Annotated in this window: 13 protein-coding genes and 1 pseudogene; 10 read left to right on the top strand and 4 right to left on the bottom strand. The window is 54.8% G+C overall.

All coding sequences use genetic code 11. From position 1 onward, the window contains the following. Positions 1–29: 29 nt before the first annotated feature. Together ACJ8OK_RS06470 and metG are read right to left on the bottom strand one after the other, a co-directional pair. The gene (locus ACJ8OK_RS06470) at positions 30–1,097 is read right to left on the bottom strand and encodes a sugar ABC transporter substrate-binding protein (protein ID WP_033633711.1); all 1,068 of its coding nucleotides are present in this window, start codon (positions 1,095–1,097) and stop codon (positions 30–32) included. A gap of 224 nt (positions 1,098–1,321) precedes the next feature. Further along, positions 1,322–3,349: a methionine--tRNA ligase gene (gene metG / locus ACJ8OK_RS06465; RefSeq protein WP_442530465.1), complete on the bottom strand. Its 2,028-nt coding sequence runs from the start codon at positions 3,347–3,349 to the stop codon at positions 1,322–1,324. A gap of 159 nt (positions 3,350–3,508) precedes the next feature. Between metG and apbC the strand changes: the two genes are divergently transcribed. Further along, the gene (gene apbC, locus ACJ8OK_RS06460) at positions 3,509–4,621 is read left to right on the top strand and encodes an iron-sulfur cluster carrier protein ApbC (RefSeq protein WP_033633709.1); all 1,113 of its coding nucleotides are present in this window, start codon (positions 3,509–3,511) and stop codon (positions 4,619–4,621) included. A gap of 59 nt (positions 4,622–4,680) precedes the next feature. On the opposite strand, the pseudogene ACJ8OK_RS06455 reads toward apbC, so the two are convergent. Then, positions 4,681–5,295, bottom strand: a pseudogene (locus tag ACJ8OK_RS06455) (phosphatase PAP2 family protein); the annotation flags it as partial. A 231-nt stretch (positions 5,296–5,526) separates the two neighbouring features. Between ACJ8OK_RS06455 and udk the strand changes: the two are divergent. The 4 genes from udk (at position 5,527) to dcuC (ending at position 10,280) form a co-directional block, all read left to right on the top strand. Continuing rightward, entirely contained in the window at positions 5,527–6,168 is a 642-nt protein-coding gene (udk, locus tag ACJ8OK_RS06450) for a uridine kinase (RefSeq protein ID WP_004938922.1), read from the top strand. Between the two features lie 125 nt (positions 6,169–6,293). After that, a complete protein-coding gene (gene dcd, locus ACJ8OK_RS06445) occupies positions 6,294–6,875 on the top strand; it encodes a dCTP deaminase (RefSeq protein ID WP_004938917.1) in 582 nt (193 codons plus the stop codon). Between the two features lie 44 nt (positions 6,876–6,919). Next, positions 6,920–8,752, top strand: a complete 1,833-nt coding sequence (gene asmA, locus ACJ8OK_RS06440; RefSeq protein WP_261440685.1) for an outer membrane assembly protein AsmA — start codon at positions 6,920–6,922, stop codon at positions 8,750–8,752. 175 nt (positions 8,753–8,927) lie between these two features. Beyond that, positions 8,928–10,280 (top strand): anaerobic C4-dicarboxylate transporter DcuC, encoded by a 1,353-nt coding sequence (gene dcuC, locus ACJ8OK_RS06435; RefSeq protein ID WP_015377222.1) that lies wholly within the window; start codon positions 8,928–8,930, stop codon positions 10,278–10,280. Positions 10,281–10,310: 30 nt separating this feature from the next. Here dcuC and ACJ8OK_RS06430 read toward each other — a convergent pair whose 3' ends face one another. Beyond that, positions 10,311–11,894, bottom strand: a complete 1,584-nt coding sequence (locus ACJ8OK_RS06430; RefSeq protein ID WP_033633706.1) for a TerC family protein — start codon at positions 11,892–11,894, stop codon at positions 10,311–10,313. A gap of 611 nt (positions 11,895–12,505) precedes the next feature. Here ACJ8OK_RS06430 and galU (ACJ8OK_RS06425) point away from each other — a divergent pair. The 5 genes from galU (ACJ8OK_RS06425) (at position 12,506) to wzc (ending at position 18,400) form a co-directional block, all read left to right on the top strand. Continuing rightward, a complete protein-coding gene (galU, locus tag ACJ8OK_RS06425; protein ID WP_033634124.1) occupies positions 12,506–13,402 on the top strand; it encodes a UTP--glucose-1-phosphate uridylyltransferase GalU in 897 nt (298 codons plus the stop codon). A 53-nt stretch (positions 13,403–13,455) separates the two neighbouring features. Beyond that, complete coding sequence (gene galU / locus ACJ8OK_RS06420; protein WP_033633704.1) at positions 13,456–14,349, top strand: UTP--glucose-1-phosphate uridylyltransferase GalU; 894 nt, start codon at positions 13,456–13,458, stop codon at positions 14,347–14,349. Between the two features lie 280 nt (positions 14,350–14,629). After that, positions 14,630–15,763, top strand: a complete 1,134-nt coding sequence (locus tag ACJ8OK_RS06415; protein WP_025302165.1) for a polysaccharide export protein — start codon at positions 14,630–14,632, stop codon at positions 15,761–15,763. Between the two features lie 15 nt (positions 15,764–15,778). Beyond that, a complete protein-coding gene (locus ACJ8OK_RS06410; protein ID WP_044032106.1) occupies positions 15,779–16,213 on the top strand; it encodes an arsenate reductase/protein-tyrosine-phosphatase family protein in 435 nt (144 codons plus the stop codon). A gap of 12 nt (positions 16,214–16,225) precedes the next feature. After that, positions 16,226–18,400, top strand: a complete 2,175-nt coding sequence (wzc, locus tag ACJ8OK_RS06405; protein WP_033633703.1) for a tyrosine-protein kinase Wzc — start codon at positions 16,226–16,228, stop codon at positions 18,398–18,400. Positions 18,401–18,539: the final 139 nt, after the last annotated feature.

Genomic DNA, 18,539 nt, shown 5'->3' with positions numbered 1-18,539 from the left:
CTGCGTCGCCAGCCTCGTCAAAAACAGCATTATTTACCGTGTTCGGCCTGCAGCGTGGCGAACCACGGCTGAACGAAATCGCTGCTGGTGCCCCAGCCGGGGATGATCTTCGCCAGCCCGGCGACGTTGACCGGCCCCGGTTGCGCCAGCAGCAGCGCCTGCGGAATGACCGCCGCTTTGAACTGATAGCTGTCCGGCGTGCTTTCCCCGGCGATCTTGTTGGCCACCAGGCGCAGGTTGACCGCGCCGATCAGCTTCGGATCCACCGCCACGCTGACCTGCCATGGGCTGCCGGCCTCGCGCATCAGCTGCAAATCCTGGTTGGAGATATCGATGCTGTACAGTTTGATTTCGGTGCGGCCGTTCTCTTTCAACGCCTTGTAAGCGCCCTGGGTGAAAGCGTCCCAGGTGCCCCAGATGGCGTCAATCTTGCCTTTCGGGTATTTCGCCAGTATCGCACCCACTTTATTGGCGGTATCTCCCTGCACGTCGGATGAAACCGCGCCAATCGATTCCAGCTCATGAATGCCCGGATGCTGTTTCAGCAACTGCTGGTAAGCGGCCTGGCGGCGCTCCATCGGCGGGAAGCCCGCCACCCAGAGTTTGATGATGTTGGCCTGCCCGTTGAAATCCTTCACCAACTGGCCGAACGAGGCGTTAGCCAGCGAAGCGTCGTCCTGCTGCGAGACGGTGACGCCGGGAACGCGGCCGCTGACGTCGGTATCGAAAGCCGCGACGGCGATACCGGCCGCCGCGATGCGCTTGACCAGGTCGGTGGAATAGGGGGCTCGCCCCTGCGAGAGAATGATGCCGTCATATTTCTGGCTGATAGCCTGGTTGACGAAGTCCTGAAAACGCGCGTCGTCGCCGTTGCTGAGGAAGGTGTCCACCTTGAAGCCCAGCTTGCGCCCTTCCTGAATGGCGCCCGCCAAAAATTGCGTGGTGTTGTCGTCGGATCCGAGGTTGCGGATCACCGCGATGCGCACCGGCCCCTGATGTTGAGCGATGGCGGCCGGCACGGCGGCGTTTTCCGCCGCCTGCAGCGGCAGGGCGGCCAGCAGACTGAGGGCGAGCAGCGAAGTCTTGAGGTTTTTCATTATTATAGGCTCCAAAAAAGCAGGGAAACGATCCCGGTGAAGGTCTGTTATAGCAGTCTTTCTGTCTGGACGTCTATTTTGGGTTTCGGAGCATCATAGCCGGATGCGGCGGGCAGGGGAATCAGGGCGGTTATGACTTTTTCTTCATGCTTATAACGTGGGGGTTGGGGCAATAAAAAAGGGCCGAGCAAGCTCGACCCTCCCTATGCCACGCATCTGCGCGATTACTTGACCTGCATGCCAGGCTGCGCGCCGCTGTCCGGGCTCAGCAGGAAGATCTCTTTCCCGCCTGGGCCTGCCGCCATCACCATGCCTTCTGACACGCCGAAGCGCATTTTGCGCGGCGCCAGGTTGGCGACCATGATGGTCAGACGGCCTTCCAGCGCTTTCGGGTCCGGGTAAGCGGAGCGAATGCCGGAGAAGATTTGGCGCGATTCGCCGCCCAGATCCAGCTGTAGTTTCAGCAGCTTGTCGGAGCCCTCGACAAAGTCGGCGCTCTTGATCAGGGCGATGCGCATGTCCACCTTGGCGAAGTCGTCGAAGGTGATGGTTTCCTGAATGGGATCATCGGCCAATGGACCGGTCACCGGCTTGGCGGCGGCCATGTCTTCCTTCGAGGCATTGACCATCTCGTTGACCTTGTCCAGATCGATGCGGTTGAACAGCGCTTTGAACGCGTTCACCTGATGGCCCAGCAGCGGCTGCGGGATCGCGTCCCAGCTGAGCTCGGCGTTGAGGAACGCTTCGGCGCGTTCGGTCAGCGAAGGCAGCACCGGCTTCAGGTAAGTCATCAACACGCGGAACAGGTTAATGCCCATCGAGCAGATGGCCTGCAGATCGGCGTCGCGGCCTTCTTCCTTCGCCACTACCCACGGTGCCTGCTCATCCACATAACGGTTGGCCAGATCGGCCAGCGCCATGATTTCGCGGATCGCGCGGCTGAACTCGCGGCCGGCGTAGGCTTCGGCGATGCTCTGCGCCGCGTCGACGAAGGTCTGGTACAGCGCCGGATCGGCCAGGCTGTCGGCCAGCTTGCCGCCGAAGCGCTTGTTGATAAAGCCGGCGTTGCGTGACGCCAGGTTCACCACCTTGTTGACGATGTCGGCGTTCACGCGCTGCACGAAGTCTTCCAGATTGAGATCGATGTCATCAATGCGTGAAGAGAGCTTGGCGGCGTAGTAATAACGCAGGCAGTCGGCGTCCAGATGCTGCAGGTAGGTGCCGGCCTTGATGAAGGTGCCGCGCGATTTTGACATCTTGGCGCCGTTCACCGTCACGTAGCCGTGCACGAACAGGTTGGTCGGTTTGCGGAAGTTGCTGCCTTCCAGCATCGCCGGCCAGAACAGGCTGTGGAAGTAGACGATGTCCTTGCCGATAAAGTGATACAGCTCGGTGGTGGAGTCTTTGCGCCAGAACGCGTCGAAGTCCAGATCGCCGCGCTTGTCGCACAGGTTCTTGAAGGAACCCATGTAGCCGATCGGCGCGTCCAGCCAGACGTAGAAGTATTTGCCCGGCGCATCCGGGATTTCGAAGCCGAAGTAAGGCGCATCGCGGGAGATGTCCCACTGCTGCAGACCGGATTCGAACCACTCCTGCATCTTGTTCGCCACCTGCTCCTGCAGCGCGCCGGAGCGCGTCCACGCCTGCAGCATTTCGCTGAAGGCCGGCAGATCGAAGAAGAAGTGCTCCGAGTCTCGCATCACCGGCGTCGCGCCGGAAACGACGGACTTCGGATCGATCAGTTCCGTCGGGCTGTAGGTGGCGCCGCACACTTCGCAGTTGTCGCCGTACTGATCCGGCGATTTGCATTTCGGGCAGGTGCCTTTCACGAAACGGTCCGGCAGGAACATGCCTTTCTCCGGATCGTACAGCTGAGAAATGGTGCGGTTCTTGATAAACCCGTTTTCTTTCAGGCGGCTGTAAATCAGGGTGGACAGCTCACGGTTTTCATCGCTATGGGTCGAATGATAGTTGTCATAGCTGATGCCAAAGCCGGCGAAATCCTGTTGGTGCTCCTGGCTCATCTCCGCGATCATTTCTTCCGGTTTCACACCCAGTTGCTGCGCTTTCAGCATGATCGGCGTGCCGTGCGCGTCGTCCGCGCAGATGAAATGCACTTCGTGGCCGCGCATTCGTTGGTAACGCACCCAGATATCCGCCTGGATGTGCTCGAGCATGTGGCCGAGATGGATGGAACCATTTGCGTACGGTAGCGCGCACGTCACCAATAATTTTTTCGCGACTTGAGCCATAGTGAGAACTTGCTTTCTGTAATGAATAAAAGGGCCTTCGATGTTAACCGATCGCGCTCTTCGCTGCTAGGGCGGTTTCTTACAGGTTATACGCGCCAGCTACCGGGCAGTTCTGATATGCTTAGCCGGAAGCGACTCATTCAAAATCAAGGAGCCGGGATGAACGCAAAATCCCCTGAGCAGACCAACCCCGAAGTTCTGCGCGCCCTGGTGACCGGTGTACTGGCCGCCTTTGAACACCCGACGTTGAAAAACAACCTGACTGCGCTGAAGGCTATTCATCACTGCGCATTATTGGACGACGTACTGCATATCGAACTGACGATGCCGTTTGCCTGGCAGAGCGGTTTTGAAGCGCTGCAGGCGAGCGTCGGCCCTGAGCTGTTGCGCGTGACCGGCGCCGCCGCCATCGACTGGAAGCTGAAACACGATATCACGACGCTGAAACGCGCCAACGGCCAGGCCGGGATCAAAGGCGTGCGCAACATCATCGCCGTCAGCTCCGGCAAAGGCGGGGTGGGGAAATCCAGCACTGCCGTCAACCTGGCGTTGGCGCTGGCCGCCGAAGGCGCCAAGGTCGGCATTCTGGATGCCGACATTTATGGCCCATCGATCCCCAATATGCTGGGCACCGAACATGAGCGGCCGACTTCGCCGGACGGGCAGCACATGGCGCCGATCATGGCGCACGGCCTGGCGACCAACTCCATCGGTTATCTGGTGACCGACGACAACGCCATGGTGTGGCGCGGCCCGATGGCCAGCAAGGCGCTGATGCAGCTGCTGCAGGATACGCTGTGGCCGGATCTGGATTATCTGGTGCTGGACATGCCGCCGGGCACCGGCGACATCCAGCTGACGCTGTCGCAGAACATTCCGGTGACCGGCGCGCTGGTGGTCACCACGCCGCAGGATATCGCCCTGCTGGATGCCGCCAAGGGCATCGTGATGTTCGAGAAAGTGCATGTGCCGGTGCTGGGCATCGTGGAAAATATGAGCGTGCACATCTGCAGTAACTGCGGCCACCATGAGCCGATCTTTGGCACCGGCGGCGCCGAGAAGTTGGTGCAGAAATATAACAGCCGTCTGCTGGGGCAGATGCCGCTGCATATCTCGCTGCGCGAAGACCTGGATCGCGGTACGCCGACGGTGATCAGCCGTCCGGACAGCGAATTCGCCGACATGTATCGTCAACTGGCCGGCCGTGTGGCGGCGCAGATGTATTGGCAGGGTGAAGCGATCCCGACGGAGATTGCCTTCCGCGCGCTGTAATCTGTTTGCGGCAGTGAAAGAACCCGGCTTAAGCGCCGGGTTTTTTTATCGGATAGGGGTAGGTTGTGCAGGTCGGCACGGGTATAAGGGCGTTCGATCTGCGCCAGCGTTTTGGCGATATGCTCCAACAATCCCTGGGTGGGGGCCGGCTGCCGCTGCCCCATCAGCGCCAACGGCAAGGCCAGCGCGATGGCGAAGTGTGACCAGGAGAGATGCGGGCGCGTTTTGCTCCGCTGCAACCGCAGGAACAGGGCGCTGGCCAGGTAGCCTAAAATCAGCCCGCTGATCACCTCGGATACCGAATGCACGCGAATTTCCAGCCGCGAAACGCCGATGGCGAAAGGCAATATCCACCCGGTCAGCAAAGCGATGCTACGTATCGGGTGGGAAAATCGGCCGGTCAACGTCCACAGCAGTGGCGGCCAGATGCTGGCCGCGAGGGCGGAATGACCGCTGAATCCGGTGAAATCATAGCGCTCGCTGCCGATGCCCCAGCCCATAAAGGCCAGTTTGGACAGGCAGACCACCCCGCCGGTGAACCCGAAGATCAGCGCCCACTGCCAACCCGCCGCGCGGGTGGCGGGAGACATGAGCAGCAATAAAAACAGAATCAGCGCGCAGGGCAGCAGCAACATGCTGTCGCCGAAAAAAGTCAGAAAATACCAATCCAGCACATCAATCTCCGATGAAAGGGGGGCGGGGAGCAAAAGTCAGCGCCGGGGAGTGTAACCCGTTACGGTGCGTTGCCCTAGCCGCGAGATTCTTAAAATGCCGCGTGCCCGTGGCGTGGTAGCCCGAATTCGCCCGCCGCCGCGCAATATACAGTGGCGCAATCCCCGGCGACTCCCTATAATTGTCGCGTTTTAGTTCCCCCCTTCACACTATGAAATCAGGTCTTTAATTTTATGACTGACAATCCGCATCAGTGCGTCATTATTGGTATAGCTGGCGCATCTGCCTCCGGAAAAAGCCTTATCGCCAGCACGTTGTACCGCGAACTCCGCGAGCAAGTCGGCGATGAGCACATCGGCGTTATTCCAGAAGACAGTTACTATAAAGACCAGACTCACCTGACCATGGAAGAACGGGTCAAAACCAACTATGACCACCCGAGCGCCATGGATCACAACCTGCTGTTCCAGCATCTGCAGATGCTGAAGGCCGGTAAGGCGATCGAGCTGCCGCTGTACAGCTACACCGAACACACGCGCAAGAAAGAAACCGTCCACCTGGAACCTAAAAAAGTGATCATTCTGGAAGGGATCTTGCTGCTGACGGATATCCGTTTGCGCCAGGAGATGAACTTCTCGATCTTCGTCGACACGCCGCTGGATATCTGCCTGATGCGCCGCATGAAGCGCGACGTCAACGAGCGCGGCCGCTCGATGGATTCGGTGATGGCGCAATACCAGAAGACCGTGCGCCCGATGTTCCTGCAGTTTATCGAACCTTCCAAACAATACGCCGATATCATCGTTCCGCGCGGCGGCAAAAACCGCATCGCGATCGATATTCTGAAAGCCAAAATCAGCCAATTCTTTGAATAATGCCGCTTAATGGCCGGAAATGCGCATTTCCGGCCGACGGCCAACTATTTGCACCCTGGCGTAGACCTTTCGCCCGTTGTGTGGCAATTTTTGTTTAGTTACGCGTTTTGATGGAGAAGAAAGACATGAGACTGTGCGACCGCGATATAGAAGCCTGGCTGGATAGCGAGAAACTGGTGATTTCGCCGCGCCCGCCGCTCGAACGCATCAACGGGGCCACAGTAGATGTCCGTTTGGGCAATCAGTTCCGCGTGTTCCGCGGTCATACCGCGCCGTTTATCGATCTCAGCGGGCCGAAAGATGAAGTCAGCGCCGCTCTGGATCGCGTGATGAGCGACGAGATTGTCCTGCCGGAAGGCGAGGCGTTCTTCCTTCATCCCGGCGAACTGGCCCTGGCGGTGACGTTCGAATCCGTGACGCTGCCGAACGATCTCGTGGGTTGGCTCGACGGCCGTTCTTCTCTGGCGCGTCTGGGGCTGATGGTTCACGTCACCGCGCACCGGATCGATCCGGGCTGGCACGGGCGCATCGTGCTGGAGTTTTACAACTCCGGCAAGCTGCCGCTGGCGCTGCGGCCGGGGATGCTGATTGGCGCCTTGAGCTTTGAGCCGTTGTCCGGCCCGGCGGCCCGGCCATATAACAGCCGGCAGGACGCAAAATATCGCGATCAGCAGGGCGCAGTAGCCAGTCGAATCGACAAGGACTAACGGCGCGAGATGCACCGTCGGTGTGGCGCTGACAAGAGGGTGGCATGAGAAGATTACTGACGACATTGGCGATTTTACTGGTGGTCGTGGTAGCGGGAATGTCCGCGCTGGTACTGCTGGTCAATCCGAATGATTTTCGCGGTTACATGGTCAAAAAGGTCGAGCAGAAGAGCGGCTACCAGCTAACGCTTGAAGGCGACCTGCGTTGGCATATCTGGCCGCAGCTCAGTATTTTGGCCGGGCGCATGACGCTGACCGCGCCGGGCGCGAAGGCGCCGGTGGTGAGCGCGGAAAACATGCGCCTTGACGTCAAACTGTTGCCGCTGCTGTCGCATCAGCTGTTTGTGAAACAGGTGATGTTGAAAAATGCCGTCATTCGCCTCACGCCCGACAGTGAAGAGCACTCGCAAGTGGACGCCCCGATTGCGCCGGCCGGCAGCGGCGCTGATGCGGCAGACACGGCCTGGAAGTTCGACATCGATAACTTGCGCGTCGTGGACAGCTTGCTGATTTGGCAGCGCGCCGACAACGCGCAAATCAATGTCCGGGACATCAATCTTACCCTGCAGCAAACGGAGAAACGGCAGGCGCAGCTGGACATTTCCAGCCGGGTCAACCGCGATCAGCGCGACCTGGCCTTCAGCATGGCGGCCGATATCGATCTGCAGCAGTTCCCGCACCAGATCGGCGCCAAGGTGACCCAGTTCAATTACCAATTGGCGGGAGCGGATATTCCGAACGGTGGTATTCAAGGCGAGGGGAATGCTCAGGTGGTCTATCAACAGACGCCGGCGCAAATTGCCGTCACCCAGCTGAACGTCAGCGCCAATAACAGCCAGTTGACCGGCGATATCAGCGCCAGCCTGGGAGCGGTGCCCGGCTATGTGGTGAACCTGAATTCGGCTAATCTCGATCTCGACGCGCTTTCCGGTTGGCAATCCAGCACCAATACCGCCGAACAGCCCGCCGTGACCGCCGCGCCGGTGATCGCCAGCCAGGTCGACGATCGGCAGCAGAACCTGGAAGCGCTGCGCGATTTCAATGCACAGTTGAATCTGCAGGCGGCGCAGTTGACCTACCGCGGTATGAACGTTACCCAGTTAGCCGTCGCGGCAGATAATCAACGCGGCCTGCTGACGCTGCATAAACTTGCCGGGCAATTGGCCGGCGGTGATTTCTCCTTGCCGGGATCGCTCGACGCACGCGGCAATAAACCGGTGATAAACGTGCAGCCGACCCTGAACCAGGTTGAGCTCGGCGCGGTGCTCAAAGCCTTCGAGATGCCACAGATGCTGACCGGAAAATTCAGCATGAAAGGGGATTTGACCGGCGATCGTCTTTCTTCAGAGTCATTTGAGCACCGTTGGAGCGGTACGGCGCAGCTGGCGATGCAGGATGCGCAGCTGCACGGCCTGAACATTCAGCAATTGATCCAACAGGCGGTGGCGCGCAACGATAACAGCGTGCGCGGGCAAGATAGCTATCAGCGCTATACCGAAGTCAAAAGCGTCTCGGCGCGGGCCAGCCTGAGCCAAGGCACTGTCAAGCTCAGCAGCCTGACGGCGGATTCGCCGTTGCTGGCGCTGACCGGCGCCGGCAGTATCGATATGCCGGGAAAACAGTGCGATATGGCGCTTAATGTGCGCGTCACTGGCGGTTGGCAAGGGCGCGGCGAACTGATCGAGCAACTGCAAAAAACGCCGATCCCGCTGCGGGTCTATGGGCCTTGGCAACAGCTGAATTACCAACTGCAGGTCGATCAGGTGCTGCGTAAAACGCTGCACGATCGGGCCAAAGATGCGCTGAACAAATGGGCTGAAAAGAACAAGGATTCACGCGAGGGTCAGGATCTGAAAAAGCTGCTCGACAAGCTGTAATCCCTCCTGACGCGGGCCGTCTTGCGGCCCGCGTCAGTATCGACGTTTCCCGCGATAATTTCCCTCCGTTACCTTGATGAAGGTCATGAAGACCCGCGCTCAATTTGTGCAGAGTAAGGGCGCATTCTGCTATGACTATGCGCCTAAGCGCGAAAAAATGACGAGTTGAGGAAACATGATAGAGCTTCTTATTGGCGCGGCGGTGGCGGCGGGCGTGGGCCGTTACATCATCAAAGGGTATTCCGCCACGGGCGTCTTGATGGTGGGAGGGCTGCTGCTGCTTGGCATCAGCGCCCTGATGGGGAAAACGCTGTTGCCGTCCGGCGCCGCATCTACCGGCTGGCGCGCGACCGATATGATCGAGTACGTCAAGATTTTGCTGATGAGCCGCGGCGGCGATCTGGGCATGATGATCATGATGCTGTGCGGTTTCGCCGCCTATATGACGCATATCGGCGCCAACGACGTGGTCGTCAAGCTGGCCTCGCGCCCATTGCAGATGATCAATTCGCCTTATCTGCTGATGGTGGCGGCCTATTTTGTCGCTTGCCTGATGTCATTGGCGGTCTCTTCCGCTACTGGACTTGGCGTATTGCTGATGGCGACGCTGTTCCCATTGATGGTGAACGTTGGCATTAGCCGCGGCGCCGCTGCGGCCATTTGCGCTTCGCCGGCGGCGATTATCCTGGCGCCGACTTCCGGCGACGTGGTACTGGCAGCCAAGGCGGCGGAAATGCCGCTGGTGGACTTCGCGTTCAAAACCACGCTGCCTATCTCGATTGCCGCCATCGTCTGCATGGCCGTAGCGCACTTTTTCTGGCAGCGTTATCTCGATAAGAAGAGTGATGAACAGCACCACATCATGGACGTCAGCGAGATCAAAACCCATGCGCCGGGGTTCTACGCGATATTGCCGTTTACGCCGATCCTCGGCGTGCTGATCTTCGACGGTAAATGGGGGCCGGAACTGCACATTATTACCGTGCTGGTAGGGTGCATACTGTTGGCGGCAGCGATCGAGTTTGTGCGCAGCTTCAGCGCCAAACAGGTATTCAGCGGCCTGGAAGTGGCGTATCGCGGTATGGCGGACGCTTTCGCCAGCGTGGTGATGCTGTTGGTGGCCGCGGGTGTCTTCGCGCAAGGGTTGAGCACCGTCGGCTTTATCAGCGGGTTGATCGGGTTGGCGCAGTCGTTCGGTACCGGCGGTTTGATCATGATGCTGGTGTTGGTGGTGATCACCATGCTGGCGGCCATGACAACCGGCTCCGGCAATGCGCCGTTCTATGCGTTTGTCGAACTGATCCCGAAACTGGCGGCACAGATGGGCGTGAATCCTGCCTATCTGGTGATCCCGATGCTGCAGGCCTCGAATCTCGGCCGTACGCTGTCGCCGGTTTCCGGCGTGGTGGTGGCGGTCTCCGGCATGGCGAAAATCTCGCCGTTTGATGTGGTGAAGCGTACTTCAGTGCCGGTAATTGTCGGGTTGGTGGTGGTGATTGTGGCGACGGAGCTGCTGGTTCCCCAGTAAAGGAAGGCCGGGCGATGCCCGGCCTCGATGTTAAACCTCGTACTCCTCCGGTGGAGGAGGCGGGGTGATCTTCACTTTCAAGATGCGGTGGCTGTTGACCTCCAATGGTTCGAACAGGTAGTCACCGATCTTGATTTGTTCTCCTTCTTGCGGCACGCGCTGGCTGTGTTCCATCAACAGCCCCGCCAGCGTATGGTATTCGCGCTTTTCTTCCAGCGGCATCGGCAGGTACAACACCAGATCTTCCAGCGGCATATAGCCGTTGGCGATCCAGCTGCCGTCCTCGTTTTGCTGAATGTCGTGGCGTGCGTCCACCTCTTCACCGGCCTCCGGCAGGTTGCCGGCGATGGTTTCCATCACGTCCGTCAGGGTGACGACGCCTTCGACGGAGCCGAACTCATCGACCACGAAGGCGAAGTGCGTCTGCGCCTGGCGGAATTGCTCCAGGGCGCTTAACAGCGTGAGCTGCTCCGGGAAGATCAACGGTTGGCGTATCAGCGCACGCAGATCCAGCGGCGCCTGCGCCAGTTGCTGTTTGAGAACGTCGATGGTGTGGATCACGCCCAGCGGTTCGTCGCTGGCGCTGCTTTCCACCACCACGATGCGCGTGTGCTGATTACGTTCCAGCAACTGCGTCAGCTTTTCCTGCGGATCGTTCAGCTCAAGGTATTCGACGTCGTGACGCGAGGTCATGATGCTACTGACCGTGCGCTGCGCCATGCCGAGTACGCGTTCGATCATGCGCCGCTCTTGCTGATTGAAGATCTCGCCGTTTTCGCTGTCGCTGTCCGCCAGCAGGTTGGCGGAATGGCTGTCGACTTCCGCTTCTTCATGTTTGCCGCTCAGCATGCGCAGCACCGCTTCGGCGGTGCGTTCACGTAGTGGCCGCACCTTCGACAGGAAGCGACGGCGGTTGAACTGCGCCAGCTGGTTCAGCGCCTCGATCATGACCGAGAAGCCGATCGCCGCGTAGAGGTAGCCTTTAGGAATGTGATAGCCGAAACCCTCCGCCACCAGGCTAAAGCCAATCATCAGCAGGAAACTCAGGCACAGGATAACGATAGTCGGGTGCGCGTTGACGAAGCGCGTCAGCGGTTTGCTGGCCAGCAGCATCAGACCGATGGCGATACAGACCGCGATCATCATCACCGCCAGGTGATCGACCATCCCCACCGCGGTGATCACCGAGTCGAGCGAGAAAACGGCGTCCAGCACCACGATCTGCGCCACGACCGGCCAGAAACGTGCGCCTTTGCGCGCGCCGTGCTGCTCTTCGTCCTTGCCTTCCAGCCGCTCATTGAGCTCCATGGTGGCTTTGAACAGCAGGAATATCCCGCCGACCAGCATGATCAGATCGCGGCCGCTGAAGGGGTGCTCCGCGACGATGAACATCGGTTTGGTCAGCGTCGCCAGCCACGAGATGGAGGCGAGCAGCGCCAGACGCATGACCAGCGCCAGCAATAAACCGACGACACGGGCCTTATCTCTTTGTTGTTTTGGTAATTTGTCCGCCAGAATGGCGATGAAGACAAGGTTGTCTATACCCAGCACGATTTCCAGCACGACCAAAGTGGCCAGGCCGGCCCAAATTGTTGGATCAGCGATCCATTCCATACGCCCAATTTCACCTGTAAGTTCTACGGCTTATGCCGCACGGGAATGATGGGCGTTGAGGCGGCAAAATTCAACTTTAATCGGGTGGATGTGGTTCAGAACAGGAGGATTACCATAAACATCGATCGGCGCCGAGCGGCCAAAGGAATCAAGGGCCTGGGGAGCAAATATCTACCGGGATGCCATGCGCTCAGAAAAGAAACGCCTTATTAAATTTATTTAAATCAAAACATTAAAACAATTTTCTTTGACTATGATTCTTATCGGTATGCGGCACGAGTAGTCTTATTCTGAAAACGTCTGACTGGGGGGATCTAAGGCTTGTATCACTTAGACATTAGTATAAGAATCTTAGTCATATAACGACAGTAACTAACATTGTTTGGTTATAAAGGCACCGTTTTTTTTATTTTTTTGTGAACAGCATGACAGTTCAAACGAAGAATGAGTGCCGCTTTGCATAAAAATTGCCTGGCTCATGCAATGACGTGGGGGGATACGCCATTAACAGTACTTTGGTAGCTGCAAGCCAAGGGCGGTAGCGTGCCCGATTGAATCCCCTTGTTCACGCTGCACAGATGAATGCAGCGCTACGATGAATTGGAATGAAAATGCAAACAAGACTTAAGGCAGTGATCCCCGTTGCGGGCTTGGGAACCCGTATGTTGCCGGCGACCAAGGCTATCCCTAAAGAAATGTTGCCCGTGGTCGATAAGCCTTTAATCCAGTACATTGTTGCTGAATGCGTGGCGGCGGGGATTAAAGATATCGTATTGGTCACGCATTCATCGAAAAACGCGATTGAAAACCATTTTGACACTTCGTTTGAGCTGGAGGCGATGCTCGAAGCGCGTGTGAAGCGCCAGCTCCTGAGCGAAGTGCAAAGCATTTGTCCGCCGGACGTTACCGTGATGCAGGTGCGTCAGGGACAGGCGAAAGGGTTGGGGCATGCGGTGCTGTGCGCCAAACCTATGGTAGGTGATTCTCCTTTCGTGGTGCTGCTTCCGGATGTTTTGCTGGATGATTCTACGGCGGATCTGCGCAAAGAAAATCTGGCTAAAATGATCCAACGTTTTGGCGATACGGGTTACAGCCAAATCATGGTTGAACCTGTGCCGGAACAAGATGTGTCCAAATACGGTGTGGTAGATTGCGCAGGTGCGACGATCGCAGCGGGAGAAAGCGCACCGATGACGGCGGTGGTTGAGAAGCCGGCCCGCGAGGATGCCCCTTCCAACCTGGCTGTCGTCGGCCGGTATGTGCTTGCCGCCGATATTTGGCCGTTACTTGAGAAAACCCCTCCCGGCGCGGGTGATGAGATTCAACTGACCGATGCGATTGCGATGCTGATGGATGAACAAACGGTGGAAGCGTTCCATATGAGCGGTAAGTCCCATGATTGTGGTGACAAGCTTGGCTATATGAAGGCGTTTGTGCAGTATGGGGTGCGTCACGGTTCCGAAGGCGAAAACTTCACCCGCTGGTTGAAGCAGACGTTGGGAAAGTAACAGGCTGTCGCCACTGCGGCTGAAAGCGATCACGAGATTGAATGAGGTCTACCATGACGAAGTTGAAAGCGGTTATTCCCGTTGCCGGATTGGGCATGCGTATGCTGCCGGCGACCAAAGCGATTCCGAAAGAGATGTTGCCAATCGTTGATAAACCGTTGATTCAATACATTGTCAACGAATGCGTCGCGGCGGGGATTAAAGAGATCATCCTGGTGACGCATTCTTCCAAGAACGCCATTGAAAACCATTTCGATACCTCATTCGAGCTGGAGGCGATGCTGGAGGCACGCGTGAAACGGCAACTGCTGGATGAGGTACAGTCGATAACGCCAAAAGGCGTAACGCTGATGCACATTCGCCAGGGGCAGCCAAAAGGACTGGGACATGCCGTTCTCTGCGCTAAACCGTTGGTCGGTGATTCTCCATTTGTCGTTCTGTTGCCGGACATCTTGCTGGATGACGCAAAGGCCGATTTGAAGAAAGACAACCTGTCACACATGATTGCGCGCTTTGAGCAGACCGGTCTGAGCCAGGTTTTGGTGCAAAAGGCAGACGAACACGTGCTGCATGATTATTCCGTGGTTGAGTGTGAGGCCAGCAATCTGAAACCTGGCGAAAGTGCCCGTATCACATCGATTATTGAAAAACCGGCACCGGAAACCAAGTTGGAATCCAACTACTCTGCGGTAGGGCGCTATGTCTTGTCTGCCGATATTTGGCCGCTGCTGGAGACCACGGAACCGGGAGCCTGGGGGCGTATTCAACTGACCGATGCGATTGCAGAATTGTTGAAACGCAAACCGGTCGAGGCGACAGAGCTGGTGGGTGAATCGTTCAACTGCGGTGAAAAACTGGGTTACCTTCGCGCTTTTGTCACTTATGGGTTGCGTCACCCAACCCAAGGCAAAGCTTTCCGTGAATGGGCTGAACGGCTTTCATTATAAATACGTTTGGCTGGAACGTTGTGCCCAGGCATAGCGCTTTCCAAAATCACCTCTCTCTGTGCGTATTGAGGTAATCGTGCGCTATTGCGAGGTAATTGTGTAATAATGCTTTTAGGCCATTTCCAGCATAGCGTATTGGGATTCAACGTGGGCTCAATGAAAGTTTAATCAGTATTGAAACCCATCGACAAATTCTTTTCCGAGTACAACGGCCTGTGCCAGGGTTGGCCGGGAGGGCTCAGTACAGCAAACTTTTTACTTTGATAGTGATGATAATTCGATGGCAAATAAACAGTGGAAACTGATACCGCTCTTGGTATCGATCAGTGTAATCAGCGGTTGTACAATCGTGCCTGGTTCTCACCTTTCAACTAGTGGGAAAGAGGTTGTAAAACAGCAAGATAGTGATTTCGATATCGACAATCTGGTTAATGTCTATCCAATGACGCCTGGTTTGGTTGAGAAAATGAGACCTAAACCCGTTGTCGCGCAACCAAACTCGTCCTTAGAGCGTGAATTGCAAAATTACGAATACCGGATTGGTATCGGCGACGTGTTAATGGTGACTGTCTGGGATCACCCTGAACTGACTACACCGGCGGGGCAATATCGCAGTGCCAGCGATACGGGTAACTGGGTGAATTCGGACGGTACAATTTTTTATCCGTATATCGGTAAGATAAAAGTTGCCGGTAAAACGATGAGCCAAGTCAGAAATGAGATCGCAGGACGATTGGCGCAATACATCGAAAGCCCACAGGTTGATGTGAGTATCGCCGCTTTCCGCTCTCAAAAAGCGTATGTGACGGGGGAAGTAGCAAAGTCGGGACAGCAACCGATCACGAACGTTCCCCTTACTGTGATGGATGCAATCAATGCGGCTGGCGGGCTTTCAGAAAATGCAGACTGGCGTAATGTCATTCTGACACATAATGGAAAAGAACAGCGAATCTCTTTGCAAGCCTTGATGCAAAGGGGGGATTTGACGCAAAACCACCTACTTTATCCGGGCGACATCCTCTACATTCCCCGTAATGACGATTTAAAAGTTTTCGTTATGGGGGAAGTGAAAAAACAGACTACGTTGAAAATGGATCGCAGCGGTATGACACTAACGGAAGCATTAGGTAATGCTGAAGGAATGGATCAGAACTTTGCCGATGCGACGGGGGTGTTTGTCATTAGACCATTACGTGGTATGGAAGGTAAAAAGCTGGCCAATATCTACCAACTTAATGCGTCTGATGCTACTGCGATGGTAATGGGGACTGAGTTTCACCTTCAGCCATATGACATTGTATACGTAACTACCGTACCGATTGCTCGTTGGAACCGCGTCGTCAGCCAATTGTTACCGACTATCGTTGGTTTCAACAACCTGACCGAAGGTACACAGCGTATTCATAATTGGTAGTTAAGGTAAAAGATGATGTTTGATTCTATTCTGGTCGTTTGCGTCGGCAACATATGCCGTTCTCCTACAGGAGAACGGCTGTTGAAGGAAAAACTGCCACATAAGAAAATTGCCTCTGCCGGGATTTCTGCCTTGGTTGGCAAGCCTGCTGATGCTCAGGCTGCAGAAGTGGCTAGAAAGCATGATTTATCATTGGATAATCACCAAGCACAACAGCTGACAGCTGCATTGTGCCGTGAATATGATCTGATATTAGTCATGGAAAAGGGACATGTTGATGCTGTCTGCAGGCTAGCCCCTGAAGTCAGAGGCAAAACAATGCTATTTGCCCATTGGCTGGGTCAACAAGATATCCCAGATCCTTATCGCAAAAGTTCTGAGGCTTTTGAATTCGTCTATAGCCTACTAGCTGAAGGTGCTCAGAAGTGGGCGCTAGCATTAAATCGCTAAACAGAGATTACAATGATTGATAAAAACCGAACGAGTTCCTTGGCAAGTAAGGAAAATGACGAGATCGATTTTGGACGGCTGTTAGGGACGCTAGTCGATCACAAATGGTTAATTGTTAGCATTACATCATTATTTGCCGTCATCGGCATTATATATAGTCTTTTTGCGACACCTATATACCAGGCTGATGCAACTGTTCAGGTCGAGCAAAACGAAGGTAATATGCTGGTAAGTAACCTGTCCCAAATGTTGCCTAACTCTTTGCCAGCATCATCTACAGAGATTGAACTGATTTCCTCTCGCATGATCGTGGGGAAAACTGTCGAAGATCTCCATTTAGATACTGTCGTCACTCAGAAATATTTTCCGATTTTTGGCCGCGGTTGGGCAAGGCTCATGGGTAATAAACCGGGGCAGGTTGCCTTATCCAGGCTCACTGTAGCTGAGCCTCTAGTCGAGAGTGCTATCGAGCTGGAAGTTATTGATGATCAAAACTACGTCGTTACCGTAGATAAAGATAAAATCTTTCAAGGCAAAGTTGGGCGCTTGGAGAATGCAAGCGGCGTTTCTATGTTGGTTAGCGAAATCTCAGCGAAGCCAGGAACAGTGTTTAATGTCAAAAAGCTCACAACGCTGGCAGCAACGGTACAACTTCTTGACGATCTTACAGTAGAAGACAAAGGTAAGGACACGGGGGTTCTTTCACTCACCCTGATGGGGGATGATCCTGTTCTAATCAAAAGAATTATTGAAAGTATCAGCAATAATTACTTGATCCAAAATGTTGAGCGAAAATCAGAAGAAGCGGCCAAAAGCCTTGCTTTTTTGAAGGAACAATTACCGCAGGTTCGCGATTCTTTAAATACGGCTGAAGACAAATTAAACAGTTTCCGCCAAGCGAACGATTCTGTTGATCTGTCTTTGGAAGCAAAGTCTGTTCTTGATACTATTGTCGGGGTTGAGGCTCAGCTTAATGAGTTGACTTTCAAAGAGTCTGAAATTTCGAAATTATACACAAAAGAGCACCCTGCTTATCGTGCTTTATTGGAAAAAAGAGCAACCCTGCAAAAGGAAAAAGATAAGTTAAACCAGCGAGTCAGTAAGATGCCGCAAACACAGCAGGAGATCTTGCGCTTAACTCGTGATGTTGATGCTGGTAAAGAGATTTACATGCAGTTGCTCAACCGTCAACAAGAGCTTTCGATAACGAAAGCGAGCACCGTGGGTAATGTCAGAATCATTGATACCGCTGTCACTCAACCGAAACCGGTTAAGCCGAAGAAGACGTTAATCGTTATCATCTTTACGTTGCTTGGCGGGATCGCTTCCGTTGCCGTAGTACTGCTGAAAAGCGTTCTGCACCGAGGTATTGAAAGCCCAGAACAGCTGGAAGACCAAGGCATCAACGTTTATGCAAGTATTCCGTTGTCTGAGTGGCAACAGAAAAAAGACATAGAGACGTTGATGCGCGGCAATAAAAAAACCAACACGCGTTCAAAAACGTTGTTGGCCGTTGGGAACCCTGCGGATTTGGCGATCGAGGCAGTACGAAGCTTAAGAACCAGTTTGCATTTCGCTATGCTCGAAGCTAAAAATAATGTTCTGATGGTCTGTGGTGCAAGCCCAAATATTGGTAAAACTTTCGTCAGCATCAACTTGGCCGCGGTCATTGCTCAGGCTGGGCAACGTGTTTTAGTCATTGATGCTGATATGCGTAAGGGCTATTCACACTCATTGTTGAATACCGATTGGCATAATGGTTTATCTGATATCTTATCTGCTCAGACCACGATGGCTAACAGTGTCCGCAAAACAGAAATTGAAAACCTGGATTTTATTCCGCGTGGACAGATACCGCCAAATCCTTCAGAGTTGCTCATGGGGGCACGCTTCAATGAGCTGATTGATTGGGCGAGTAAGAATTATGATATCGTGATGATTGATACGCCACCTATTCTAGCAGTTACTGATGCCGCTATTATAGGGCACAGGGCGGGGACTAGTCTGATGATCGCACGTTTCGCATCCAACACGGTCAAAGAAATAGAGGTGAGTATTCGCCGCTTTAATCAAAATGGCATCGATGTTAAAGGCGTTATTCTGAATGCTGTTGAGAAACGGGCCAGCAGCTACTATGGTGATTATGGCTACTATCAATATGAGTATCGTTCAAACGATAAAGCATAGTTGTTAGCAACACATCAGTGCCATACCGGGAAACCGGTATGGCATATGTTCATATATTTGCTATTTGTAATAAGAAAAATGGATGTAATCGGCAAATATATGCATTTATAAATACATTCGATTTGTTTTTTTAAATTTG

The organism is Serratia sp. CY71090 (genome assembly GCF_052166845.1).
GTDB lineage: Bacteria > Pseudomonadota > Gammaproteobacteria > Enterobacterales > Enterobacteriaceae > Serratia > Serratia nematodiphila.
This window is presented reverse-complemented; position numbering and strand designations above follow the sequence as displayed.